Source organism: Streptomyces sp. AC512_CC834 (assembly GCF_019049325.1).
In the GTDB taxonomy this organism is placed as follows: Bacteria; Actinomycetota; Actinomycetes; order Streptomycetales; family Streptomycetaceae; genus Streptomyces.
On the sequence record NZ_JAGMUO010000014.1, the window covers coordinates 283,808 to 295,754 of the forward strand.

10 protein-coding genes and 2 pseudogenes are annotated in these 11,947 nt (G+C 69.9%); 5 read left to right on the top strand and 7 right to left on the bottom strand.

The features are described 5' to 3' along the window. Positions 1 to 487: 487 nt before the first annotated feature. The gene (locus tag KUM40_RS05330) at positions 488 to 955 is read left to right on the top strand and encodes a hypothetical protein (RefSeq protein ID WP_217163339.1); all 468 of its coding nucleotides are present in this window, start codon (positions 488 to 490) and stop codon (positions 953 to 955) included. 57 nt (positions 956 to 1,012) lie between these two features. On the opposite strand, the gene KUM40_RS05335 is transcribed toward KUM40_RS05330, so the two are convergent. After that, positions 1,013 to 1,249, bottom strand: coding sequence for a hypothetical protein (locus tag KUM40_RS05335; RefSeq protein WP_217163341.1), 237 nt, complete (start codon positions 1,247 to 1,249; stop codon positions 1,013 to 1,015). Between the two features lie 30 nt (positions 1,250 to 1,279). On the opposite strand from KUM40_RS05335, the gene KUM40_RS05340 reads away from it, so the two are divergent. From KUM40_RS05340 to KUM40_RS05350, 3 genes and pseudogenes are all read left to right on the top strand, one after another. Further along, complete coding sequence (locus KUM40_RS05340; RefSeq protein ID WP_254394550.1) at positions 1,280 to 1,948, top strand: hypothetical protein; 669 nt, start codon at positions 1,280 to 1,282, stop codon at positions 1,946 to 1,948. Further along, positions 1,945 to 2,762: pseudogene (locus tag KUM40_RS05345) on the top strand (class I SAM-dependent methyltransferase). The gene KUM40_RS05340 and the pseudogene KUM40_RS05345 overlap by 4 nt, the downstream one beginning before the upstream one ends. Before the next feature lie 197 nt (positions 2,763 to 2,959). After that, entirely contained in the window at positions 2,960 to 4,081 is a 1,122-nt protein-coding gene (locus KUM40_RS05350; RefSeq protein ID WP_217163343.1) for an AI-2E family transporter, read from the top strand. Here KUM40_RS05350 and KUM40_RS05355 read toward each other — a convergent pair. Beyond that, positions 3,976 to 6,174: a SpoIIE family protein phosphatase gene (locus KUM40_RS05355; RefSeq protein WP_217163345.1), complete on the bottom strand. Its 2,199-nt coding sequence runs from the start codon at positions 6,172 to 6,174 to the stop codon at positions 3,976 to 3,978. The two genes, KUM40_RS05350 and KUM40_RS05355, sit on opposite strands and share 106 nt — an antisense overlap. Positions 6,175 to 6,405: 231 nt before the next feature. Between KUM40_RS05355 and aspS the strand changes: the two genes are divergently transcribed. Further along, positions 6,406 to 8,169 carry an aspartate--tRNA ligase gene (gene aspS / locus KUM40_RS05360; RefSeq protein WP_217163347.1) on the top strand — a complete coding sequence of 588 codons (1,764 nt, stop codon included), beginning with the start codon at positions 6,406 to 6,408 and terminating at the stop codon, positions 8,167 to 8,169. 157 nt (positions 8,170 to 8,326) lie between these two features. Here the strand turns inward: aspS and KUM40_RS41020 are convergent. From KUM40_RS41020 to metG, 5 genes and pseudogenes are all read right to left on the bottom strand, one after another. After that, positions 8,327 to 8,655, bottom strand: a pseudogene (locus KUM40_RS41020) (helix-turn-helix domain-containing protein); the annotation flags it as partial. A gap of 159 nt (positions 8,656 to 8,814) precedes the next feature. Next, positions 8,815 to 8,955 carry a hypothetical protein gene (locus KUM40_RS42330; protein WP_308401061.1) on the bottom strand — a complete coding sequence of 47 codons (141 nt, stop codon included), beginning with the start codon at positions 8,953 to 8,955 and terminating at the stop codon, positions 8,815 to 8,817. A gap of 315 nt (positions 8,956 to 9,270) precedes the next feature. Continuing rightward, positions 9,271 to 9,567: a hypothetical protein gene (locus tag KUM40_RS05370; RefSeq protein ID WP_217163349.1), complete on the bottom strand. Its 297-nt coding sequence runs from the start codon at positions 9,565 to 9,567 to the stop codon at positions 9,271 to 9,273. Positions 9,568 to 9,769: 202 nt separating this feature from the next. Next, a complete protein-coding gene (locus tag KUM40_RS05375; RefSeq protein ID WP_217163351.1) occupies positions 9,770 to 10,135 on the bottom strand; it encodes a PH domain-containing protein in 366 nt (121 codons plus the stop codon). A 101-nt stretch (positions 10,136 to 10,236) separates the two neighbouring features. Beyond that, complete coding sequence (metG, locus tag KUM40_RS05380) at positions 10,237 to 11,853, bottom strand: methionine--tRNA ligase (RefSeq protein WP_217163353.1); 1,617 nt, start codon at positions 11,851 to 11,853, stop codon at positions 10,237 to 10,239. Positions 11,854 to 11,947 lie beyond the last annotated feature (94 nt).

Genomic DNA, 11,947 nt, shown 5'->3' on the forward strand with positions numbered 1-11,947 from the left:
GACTGCAAGGCATGCGACGGTCGCGGCTGACAGCGCGAACGCTGGGTTGACCCGGCTCTGCTCCGTGGTGTGAGGGCTCCCGTCATGCGGTGAGCCCTCACCACCTCTCACACCGCGCCCCTCAACTGGGCACCGAGCACCGACCGTGCAGGTCACGGGCCCATGACGGTTGGAGCCGGTACCGCCTCCCGTAGACGACTACCGCCGTTCACCCGGTGGGAGCCCATCCTCCTGCCAAGGACCGGCAGCGGCTCGACCATCCGTCGTTGCCGGCCGGCCGCATCCGACCCCTGTCACGTGAAAGCGAAGGAGAACAACCCCTGTGAACGAGACGCCTCGTCCGGAGTCCGAGCAGAGTAACCTCCCTGGCCGACAGCCCGGCTTTGGCTTCTACATGCCGCCTCCGCCGAGTCATCCTCCCCAGCCTCCAGTGGCGCCCGGTTTCGGGTACGTGCCCCGACCGGTTCCTGCCAGTGCTTTCCTGGACATGCCCCAGCGGGTCAAGGCGGCTCGCATCGTCCTGTTCCTGCTGGCAGGCTTCCTGATCATTGCGGCTCTGGCTGCTCTTGCGGAGGCCGATGCGGCACAGAACACAGTCGAGCGCTACAGCGAAGTCCCCGGCCTCATGCCCTCTGCGCTTCACGCGGCGCAGCAGGAGGCGGTCGTGCAAACGTCGGTCGCGCGGACCGGGATGGCCTGGGGTGTCGTCTACGCTGTCCTGGCGCTCGTGCTCGCGGCACGATTCGGCAAGGGTGGCAACGCCTTGCGCATCGGCACGATCGTGTACGGAGCATGGCTCTGCGTCGTCAGCATCTTCGCTCTCGCCCTTACTGCCGACGTCGCTCCCACCGCCACCGTGATCGGGAACGTCGCAGAGCTCGCCGCCGGCATTCTGCTGATCGTCCTCATGGTGCAAAGGGAGGGCATCGCCTGGTTCAGCCGGGTCCGCTCTTGAACTGGTCTCCGCTACCAGGTTCGGATCCGGGTTGGCCGCTGATCAGGGCCGCCGCGGCTACACCGTATCCGCGAGGGGCAGACGGGCCAAGGTCCCAGAGAGTTGACGAGCCGACACCGAGCCCGTCTCGGGCAGGTCGGCCTCGATCCAGGCCCGGCGGGCGGAATCCTTGTCACCCTCGGCCGCGGCCAGCAGGTTCTCCTTCGCACTGTGCTCGTGCACGGGGTCGGTGTCCGGGCCGTGGTCGCTCAGGTAGACGACGGTCCGGACCTGCAACTTGGCGTTGGAAGACATCTGTTCGTTGATGCGGTAGACGCGCAGCCGGTGGCCGACCAGAGTCCTGGCCCGTTCGATCACCGTCCGGCGTATTGGACCGGGCAGTACGAGCGGGCGGCCCAACCCGCCCAGGTCGGTCGTCAGCACAGGGAGGGCGGCAGCATCGGGGTACGGCTGGCGAGTCTGGAGGCGCGGGCGCTGGCGATAGGCGGCGACTCGGCAGGAGCGCTCGCCGCCCTGTCGGATGCCGAACGATCGCGCGAGGCGATCTCGGGTCGGGACGAGGCACTGGGAGTCTTCGACTTCCCCGCGGCCAAGCAGTTCGCTTACGCCGGAACCACTCTTCTGGCCGTGGGCGGGCAGGAACATGTCCACCGGGCCATCGTCAGCGCGGAGACGGCGATCCGCCTCTATCGCAACGCGGACGGAGATGACCAGTCGGTCGGCGACCTGTTCGCCGCGCACCTCGACATCGCCGGCGGACACCTGCTTCTGGGCGACCTGGACGGCACGGAGAAGATGCTCGGCTTCGTTCTCCAGTCCTCGCCGGAGCGCATGTCGGCCAGTATCGTGCGCCGGCTCACCGTTCTGGGGCGGGAGCTGGGAGGGCCGCAGTACGGTGGAGCCGCGCAGGCGGGGCACCTGCGTGACCGGCTCCAGCACACGGTCGTCCGTGCGTCCCTGCCCGCCGCCCGTCCTCCGGAGTTGCCGACGTGACCGACTCGTCCGCCGCCCACGACGCCGCTGTGACCGACCGGGCCCGCCTGGCGGGCAGTGCCTACAACGGAGACCGGGACCTGGCCGCCCGGCAGTCGCTCTACCAGTGGCAGACGCCCCGGTACGATCTGCCAGGTCTCGTCGTCGAGCAGTTGGCGACGTACGCGGGAGCGTCGTCGACATCGGTTGCGGCAACGGCAAGTTCATCGAGCGGCTCCGTCAGGACCGTGGAGACCTGTTCTTGCTCGGCCTCGACATCGCCCCCGGCATCCTCGCCGACGTCCCCGGCCCCGTCGCCGTGGCGGATGCCACGAGGCTTCCGCTCACGACGGGCAGCGTCGACGCCGCCCTTGCGCTCCACATGCCCTACCACGTGCCCCACATTCCCCAGGCGGTCAGGGAACTGGCCAGGATCGTGGCCGGTGACGGGCTGCTGATCGCCTCCACCAACAGCGACCGCGACAAGGCCGAACTCGACGACCTCTGGCAGCGGGCCGCCGCCGACGTCCTCGGCATCGACCGGGGCCCGGCTCGCCTCTCGCTCAGCGCTCGCTTCTCCCTGGAGAAGGCGCCCGCCTTCCTCGACGAGGAGTTCAGCCGCGTGGAGGTTGTCGAACTGCCGGGGACCATCACGGTCCACGACCCCGAACCTGTGGTTGCCCACATGGCTTCGTACCGTGCCTGGGCGGACCAGCACGACGTGCCCTTCGACGCGACTGTCGACCGTACCCGCACGTTGGTGGCCGACCACATCGCCCGGCACGGGTCGTACGAGATCACCTGCCTTGGTGGCCTCGTTGTCTGCCGTCGCTGAGAGGACGAGCTGATGCAGGCCTTCGAGGACTTCCAGAAGGGGCGGCTGGGGACCGTCCCGGCGGTGCACGGCATGTCGGGCGAGGGCCCCGGGGCCTGACGGCCGGCGCGGGGCGGCCCCGCGTCTGGCTGACACCGCGTCACCCGGGCGGGCCGTCCGCGCAGGACAGCCCGCCCGGCGCGTGATCGGCTGGGGGCGTGCAGCTCCTCCCCGGCCCGGTGCGTCGCTTCGCCGCCTGGTGCGCCGTCATCCTGCTCGCCAGCGGGGTCGTCTACGTCGCCGTCCGGCTCTGCGCCGAGTTCCGCACCGCGGTGACACCGGCGCTGCTGGCGCTGCTCGGCACCGCCCTGCTCAGGCCGCTGCACGCGCGGCTGGTGAAGGCCCATGTGCAGCGGTCGCTGGCCGCCGGGCTGACCTGCGTCGCCGTGCTGGCCGTGGTCGGCGGGGCCGTGTACATCGTGGTGTCCGCGCTCGTCGAGACCGGCGACCAGATCGTCGCCTCCGTCCGGGACGCGGCCCGGGACATCGCCGACCACTTCGGGGCGGCCGGGACCTCGCTGGACGACGTGGCGTCCAACGCGCGTGAGCTGCTGGGCAAGTTCGGCGGTACGGCCGCCTCGGGCGTGGTGACCGGGATCAGTGTGGTCGGAGAGATGCTGGCCATGGCCGTGCTCGCCCTGCTGCTCGTCTTCTTCTTCCTGCGCGACTCCGACCGGGCCGTCGGCACGGTGCGGGCCCTCTCGCCGCCGCACAGCGCCGACATGGTCGAGGCGATGGCCCGGCGGGCGTTCGGGGCCGTCGAGGGCTTCATGCGGGGCACCACCCTGATCGCCCTCATCGACGCGGTCTGCATCACCGTCGGGCTGCTCGTCCTGCGCGTCCCCGGCGCGGTCGGGCTCGGGGCGCTGGTCTTCGTCGGCGCCTACGTGCCCTACCTCGGCGCGTTCCTCTCCGGTGCCGTCGCCGTGCTGGTGGCGCTGGCCGACCGGGGGTTCGTCATCGCGCTGTGGGCCCTCGGGGTGGTGCTGGCCGTGCAGGTGCTGGAGGGGCACGTGCTCCAGCCGATGATCCAGAGCCGGACTGTGCAGATGCACCCGGCCGTCGTCCTGCTGGCGCTCACCGCGGGGGCGTCGGTGGCGGGCATCCTGGGGATGCTCCTCGCCGTTCCCCTGACCGCGGCGGCGTTCGGGATCGTGCACGAGTTGCAGCGGCGTTACGCGGCTCCGGAGCCGTCGGTGCCGTCCGAGGGGCCGGGGCCAGGAGTGGGGCCGGGGCCATCCGCGGGGCCGGGGCCGTCCCCCGGGACCGGGGACTCGTAGAGCTCGTACCAGATGCTCTTGCCCTTGCCGCGCGGGTCGACCCCCCACGCGTCCGCGAGCAGCTCGATCAGCATCAGGCCGCGTCCGGAGGACGCCATCTCGCCCGGCCGGCGCTTGTGCGGCAGGTCGTCGCCGTGGTCGGTGACCTCCACCCGGATCCGCCGTTCGCCCGGCTCCCCGGCGACCTCGGCCACGAGCAGGGCGTCGGTGTCGGTGTGGACCAGGACGTTCGTCAGCATCTCGGAGAGCAGGAGCACCGCCGCGTCCCGCTGCTCCTCGCCCGGCCAGTCGTGCAGCAGGTCGCGCAGATGCTGCCGGGCGGTGGCGATCCGCGCGGGCTCGGCCTGGGCGACCGACAGCATCGTGCGGCGCACCGGCGCCGCCCGGGGCATGGTGCTGTCGCCGCAGTCATCGCCCTGCCGGCACAGCAGCAACAGGGCGATGTCGTCCTCCCGGCGGTCGGACAGCGGGCCGACGGTGTGGTGCGAGGAGGGGCCGTGCACGGCCTGGACCAGCGCGTCGGCCAGCTCCTCCAGGCCGCCGTTGTACTCCTCCAGGATCACGCGCAGGCGGTGCCAGCCGGTCTGCAGGTCGTGGCCGCCGGTCTCGACCAGGCCGTCCGTGCACATCATCAGGGTGTCCCCGGGTTCCAGGACGAGGCGCGTGGTCGGGTAGTCGGAGTCCGGGTCGATGCCCAGGGGGAGTCCGCCCGCCGTGGCGAGGATCAGCGCCGTACCGTCCGCCATGCGCACCACCGGGTCCAGATGCCCGGCGCGGGCGCTCTCCAGGGTGCCGGTGGTGGGGTCGACCTCGGCGTAGTAGCAGGTCGCGAAGCGCATGTCGCCGGGGTCGTCCTCGGACTGGGTGAGGCCGTGGAAGAAGTGCGAGGCGCGGGAGAGCACCGCGTCGGGGCGGTGGCCCTCCGCCGCGTAGGCGCGCAGGGCGATGCGCAACTGGCCCATCAGCCCGGCCGCCCGCACGTCGTGTCCCTGGACGTCGCCGATGACCAGGGCGAAGCGGCCCCCGGGCAGCGTGATCATGTCGTACCAGTCGCCGCCCACCTGGAGGCCGCCGCCGGTGGGCACGTAGCGGGCGGCGACGTCCATGCCGGGGATCTCCGGGCCGAGCACGGGCAGCATGGTGCGCTGCAGCCCCTCGGCCAGCTCCCGCTGGGTCTCCGCGGCGCCCGCCCGGGACAGTGCCTGCGCCAGCATCCGCGCCACCGTGGTCAGCACGGACCGTTCGTCCGGCGTGAACGCGACCGGGTAGGCGAAGGCCGCCAGCCAGGCGCCCATGGTGCGGCCGGCCACGGTCAGCGGCAGGTAGGCCCAGGAGCGGCGGCCGAAGCGCTCGGCGAGCGACCAGGTCATGGGATAGCGGGACCGGTACTGCTCGGGGGAGGAGAGGTAGACGGCACGGCCGGTGCGGACCACCTCGGCGGCCGGGTAGTCGGTGCTGAGGGCCATGTCCACGAACGGGTTGACCTCGTTCTCCGGCTGCCCGTGGTGGCCGATGACGGTGAGGTGGTCGCCGGAGACCCCGAAGACCGCGAGGCCGTCGGGGGAGAACCCCGGCATCGAGAGCCCGGCCGCGACGCGCAGCACCTCCTCGGTGGACCGCGCCTCGGCCAGGGCCCGGCCGGCGTCCAGCAGGAAGGCCTCCCGCGAGCGGCGCCAGTCGCCGGTGACCGCGCTGCGCCCGGCGGGGGTGCCCGGCCTCGGCTCGGTGACCTCCTGGAGGGTGCCGGTCAGCTCGTACGCCTTGCGTACGGGGTCGAACGAGGGCTTGGAGCGGCTGCGCACGACCCGGACGATGTGGCCGTGCTCGTCCATGATCCGGATCCGGACCTCGGCGAGGGTGCCCTCGGCGACGGCGAGCTGGACCACCCCGGTGATCTCGTTCCAGTCCACCGGGTGCAGCCGGGCCCGTACCTGGGCCTCGGTGAGGAGTGCCTGCCTGGCGGGCAGCCCGAGCAGGCGGGCGGCCTCCGCGTCGACCGTGACCTCCCCCGCGGCGGTGTCCCAGTGCCACAGACCGGTCGCGAGGGCGGCAAGGACGTCCCCCACCTCGGGCAGGGGCTCACCAGTGCGCATTGCCCCACTGTAAGAAGAGGTGATCGAACGCTGCCACCGGTCGCACGCCGGTCGCACACCGGTCGCACCGGCGGCGACGGCAGATCGGTGGCGAGTCCGCGACGAGTCCGTGCGATTCCGTGGCGAGCCCCGCGGCGAATCAATGCGGGGGAAGTCGGCCGTGGGTGCCCGGTACGCTGGGGGTGTTTCACGTGAAACACCCCCCGATCCGCGAAGGCTGGATGAACGACGATGCATCGGTACAGGTCCCACACCTGCGGCGAGCTCCGCTCCTCTGACGTCGGCACCGACGTCCGACTGAGTGGCTGGCTGCACAATCGGCGCGACCTGGGCGGCATCCTCTTCATCGATCTGCGCGATCACCACGGCATCACGCAGCTCGTCGCCCGGCCCGGTACCGAGGCGTACGAGGCGCTGGACAAGCTGACCAAGGAGTCGACCGTTCGTGTCGACGGCAAGGTCGTCTCCCGGGGCGGCGAGAACATCAACCCCGACCTGCCCACCGGCGAGGTCGAGGTCGAGGTGGGCGTCGTCGAGCTGCTCGGCGCCGCCCAGCCGCTGCCCTTCACCATCAACACCGAGGACGGGGTCAACGAGGAGCGGCGCCTGGAGTACCGCTTCCTGGACCTGCGCCGCGAGCGCATGCACCGCAACATCATGCTGCGTACGTCGGTCATCTCCTCGATCCGCAGCAAGATGGTGGCCCTCGGCTTCAACGAGATGGCGACGCCGATCCTCACCGCCACCTCCCCCGAGGGCGCCCGCGACTTCGTGGTGCCCTCCCGCCTGCACGCGGGCCGCTTCTACGCCCTCCCCCAGGCGCCGCAGCAGTTCAAGCAGCTACTGATGATCTCCGGCTTCGACCGGTACTTCCAGATCGCGCCCTGCTTCCGCGACGAGGACGCCCGCGCCGACCGCTCGCCGGGCGAGTTCTACCAGCTCGACGTCGAGATGAGCTTCGTCGAGCAGGAGGACGTCTTCCAGCCGGTGGAGCGGCTGATGACCGAGCTGTTCACGGAGTTCGGCAACGGACGTGAGGTCACCTCCCCCTTCCCGCGGATCCCGTTCCGCGAGGCGATGCTCAAGTACGGCTCCGACAAGCCGGACCTGCGCGCCCAACTGGAGCTCGTCGACATCACCGACGTCTTCGAGGGCTCGGAGTTCAAGGCCTTCGCCGGCAAGCACGTGCGCGCGCTGCCCGTCCCGGACGTCTCGGGCCAGCCCCGCAAGTTCTTCGACCAGCTCGGCGACTACGCCGTCTCGCAGGGCGCCAAGGGCCTGGCCTGGGTCCGCGTCGGCGAGGACGGTGCGCTGACCGGCCCGATCGCGAAGTTCCTCACCGAGGCGAACGTCGCGGAGCTGACCAAGCGCCTGTCCCTGGCCCCCGGCCACGCGGTGTTCTTCGGCGCGGGCGAGTTCGACGAGGTCTCGAAGATCATGGGCGCGGTGCGGGTCGAGGCCGCCCGGCGCGCCGGACACTTCGAGGAGAACGTCTTCCGGTTCTGCTGGATCGTCGACTTCCCGATGTACGAGAAGGACGAGGACACGGGGAAGATCGACTTCTCCCACAACCCCTTCTCGATGCCGCAGGGCGGCATGGACGCCCTGGAGAGCCAGGACCCACTGGACATCCTGGCCTGGCAGTACGACATCGTCTGCAACGGCGTCGAACTGTCCTCCGGCGCGATCCGGAACCACGAGCCGGACATCATGCTCAAGGCCTTCGAGATGGCGGGCTACGACGCGGAGACCGTCGAGCGCGAGTTCGCCGGCATGCTGCGTGCGCTGCGCTTCGGCGCCCCGCCGCACGGTGGCATCGCCCCGGGCGTCGACCGCATCGTCATGCTGCTCGCCGACGAGCCCAACATCCGCGAGACGATCGCCTTCCCGCTCAACGGCAACGCCCAGGACCTGATGATGGGCGCCCCGACCGAGCTGGACGAGACCCGGCTGAGGGAGCTGCACCTGACGGTGCGCAAGCCGCAGCCGAAGTAGCCCGCCGACGGCCCCGCGGTCCGGGGCTGATGATTGGACAGCTTGTCCCGGCGACACGCCGCCGAAATGGCGCTTCTGCCGGGACAGACTGTCCAAACACCGACCAGCCTGCCCGGGGCCACGACGGCGAGGACCGCGCGCAGGGCGTACGGCGGTGAGGGGCGACCTCGCGTTCCAGCCAGGCGGTGACGCCCGGGGCGAGGTGCTCGGCGTCCGTGCGGAGAGGACGAGACGGGGTCGCGGTGACGCAGGCCGGTGAGGACGTCGACGGCTGCCTGGAGGAGGGCGGGGGCGGGATACCGACGGCTGGGGCACGGCGGGGAGGCGCTTGCGTGGCGGCGGCTTCTCCTGGGCCACGCGCCGGGTGCGTGTCCGGGCCTGTTGCAGGAGACCGTGCGGGTGACGATTCGGCCGGTGGATGTGCGCGCACGTGCGCCGCAGGTAGCCGTGCTTCTCGAGCTTGCGCAGCCCGGCGGCTATGCGGGTGGGGCTCCGTCGGTCTGACAGGTCACCGGCCTGCTCACGCGGCATCCCGGCACCCTCACCGAGGATGACGAACTTCTCCGCAAGGCCGTACTGGCCCGCTCCCCTGAGATCAACCAAGCCGACCTGCTGCGTAGCGGTCCTTCTCTCCTGAGGGTGCGGTCAGACCGCACCCTCCACCAGTCCGAAGCCGTCCGGAAACTCCTCCAAAAAAGCTCGCCGCGACGGATCAGACTCCTCGCGGGCCATGGTGACGAGCAGGCCGAGGAAATCGTCCTGCTGCTCACGCGACAGCTTGCTCACGACGTGAGCTACGCCTTCCAGGACCTTGACGGCGTCGTCTGGATCCAATTGTTCGTCTTCACAGCCTTCGACGAATCAGAGGACATCGACCAGAGCCTCGGCCAGAGCTCGCGTCAAGGAGGGGTACGCACCAGGCATCGGGACGATCTCCCAGTAAGTCGGCGAAGGGAATCCGGTCATCCCAACACATGCCACCGACGTCACGGTCAGCAACCGGGTCACGAACTGCGCCAGACCTCGGAATTGGCCATGTCCTGTGCCCGTTCGGGGCTGCTGCCTGAGGAGAAGCTCACGGCGTCCACGGACCCTGGCTTCTCAGCGAACCCTGTGGGGCCTACCGCCCGCGTTCCAGATGAGTTCACAACGCGGGCACTGGACGGGGTCGCGGCCGTATCTCTTCACCTGGGCCTTGGTGACGATCATGATGTGGGGCCGCTTGAACCGGTGCGCGCACGACGGGCAGGTCAGCATGCCGTCCGTCGCACTGCCCGCCAGCGGCGATGCCTCGCCCTCTGACCACGTCACCGCACGACGGCTGCGCCGCACCACCAACACGCAACCCCCTACCAGCGCCAGGCCGACCACCAGCCCAATGATCACCACGACATTCACGCCGCACTCCTTGGTCTGCCGTCGCTTCGTAGACCGGAAGACCCTAGCCCCGCCTCCTCGGGACGGGTCCCGGGACGGCGGTGGCATCGTGGGAGAGGCGTCATGGCACAACAGCGAGACGACCACCGCTGTTGTCCCCAGGCGGGGCTGCAACTTGATCGCCCGATATCGATATACGGACCAGCCCCTTGCAGTTGCTCGACTACCGGGCCACGAACTGGGTGAGGATCGCCTGGACCTCGTAGATGTCGACGCCCTTGGTGAAGGTCTTCTGGATGGGGGCCTGGGAGCCGGACAGCCAGATCTTCAGTTCGGCGTCGAGGTCGAAGTGGCCGGCCGTCTCGACCGAGAAGTGCGTGATGCTGCGGTACGGGATCGAGTGGTACTCCGTCTTCTTGCCGGTGATGCCCTGCTTGTCGACCAGGATCAGCCGCCGGTCGGTGAACAGGATGGTGTCGCGGATCAGCAGGTATGCGGCGTGGATCTGCTCACCCTGGCCGAGCAGACGCGCGTACTCCTGCTGCGCCTGGGCCGGGTCGATGCTGTGCGCGTTGCCGAACAGTGCCATGGATGGTCCCCCATGTGAGCTGGTTGCTTGTCCGATCTTCGCAAAGCGGGAGGCCCGGGAGAAGGTCTGCCTTCTCCCGGGCCTCCGCTGTAGCGAGCGTGTTACGCGGTCGGCTTCTCCTCGAGACGCGGGAAGAGCACCGCGCCCTTGGTGACCTTCGCACCGGCGGGGAGCCGGCCCCAGTCCGCCGCGTCCTGGACCTTCTGGTCCGCGAGGCTGCCGAGGGAGGCCTCGGCGCCCAGGGAGGCCCACAGCTTCTGCGAGGTGTCCGGCATGATCGGGTTCAGCAGGACGGCCATGGCGCGGAGGGATTCCGCGGCCGTGTAGAGGATCGTCGCGAGGCGGGCCCTGCCCTCCGGCGATTCGTCCTTCGCGACCTTCCAGGGCTCCTGCTCGGTGATGTAGCCGTTGACCTGCTTGACGAAGTCGAAGACGGCCAGGATGCCGCCCTGGAAGTCCAGCTCCTCGCCGATCTTCCGGTCGGCCTCCGTGACGGCCTTGGTCAGGCCGTCGTGGATCGCCTTCTCCGCGGCTCCGTCGGCCGTCGCGGCCGGCAGTTCGCCGCCGAAGTACTTGGTGACCATGGCCGCCACGCGGGACGCCAGGTTGCCGTAGTCGTTGGCCAGCTCGCTGGTGTAGCGGGCGGAGAAGTCCTCCCAGGAGAAGCTGCCGTCCTGGCCGAACGCGATCGCGCGCAGGAAGTACCAGCGGTACGCGTCCACGCCGAAGTGCGAGGTGAGGTCCTGCGGCTTGATGCCGGTCAGGTTGGACTTCGACATCTTCTCGCCGCCGACCATCAGCCAGCCGTTGGCCGCGACCTTCCCCGGCAGCGGCAGGCCCTGCGCCATCAGCATCGCCGGCCAGATGATCGCGTGGAAGCGGAGGATGTCCTTGCCGACCAGGTGCACGTCGGCGGGGAACGTCGACTCGAACCTCTCCGGGTCCTCGTTGTAGCCGACCGCCGTCGCGTAGTTCAGCAGGGCGTCGATCCACACGTAGATGACGTGCTTGTCGTCCCAGGGGACCGGCACGCCCCAGTCGAAGGTCGAGCGGGAGATGGAGAGGTCCTGGAGGCCCTGGCGGACGAAATTCACGACCTCGTTGCGCGCGGACTCGGGCTGGATGAAGCCCGGGTTGGCCTCGTAGTGCGCGAGCAGCTTCTCGCTGTACTCGCTCAGCTTGAAAAAGTAGTTCTCCTCGCTGAGGAGCTCCACCGGCTTCTTGTGGATCGGGCACAGCTTCTGCCCCGCGTACTCGCCCTCGCCGTCGAGCAGCTCGCCGGGGAGCTTGTACTCCTCGCAGCCCACGCAGTACGGGCCCTCGTAGCCGCCCTTGTAGATCTCGCCCTTGTCGTGCAGGTCCTGCACGAACTCCTGGACGCGGTCGGTGTGCCGCTTCTGCGTGGTGCGGATGAAGTCGTCGTTCGCGATGTCGAGGTGCTCCCACAGGGGCTTCCAGGACTCCGTGACGAGCTTGTCGGCCCAGGCCTGCGGGGTGACCCCGTTCGCCTCGGCCGTGCGCATGATCTTCTGACCGTGCTCGTCCGTGCCGGTGAGGTACCACACCTTCTCGCCGCGCTGGCGGTGCCAGCGGGTGAGCACGTCGCCTGCGACGGTCGTATAGGCGTGGCCCAGGTGAGGAGCGTCGTTGACGTAGTAGATGGGGGTCGAGACGTAGAACGCCTTCGCTCCCTGCTTCTCGGTTCCAGTGGCCGCCATGGTCGAAATCCTACTGGTCGGACGGAGATCGACTCACACGTGTTTCGGGGGGTGGACGGGGGGCTTCCCCTTCGTCCACCCCCCGAGGGGTCGT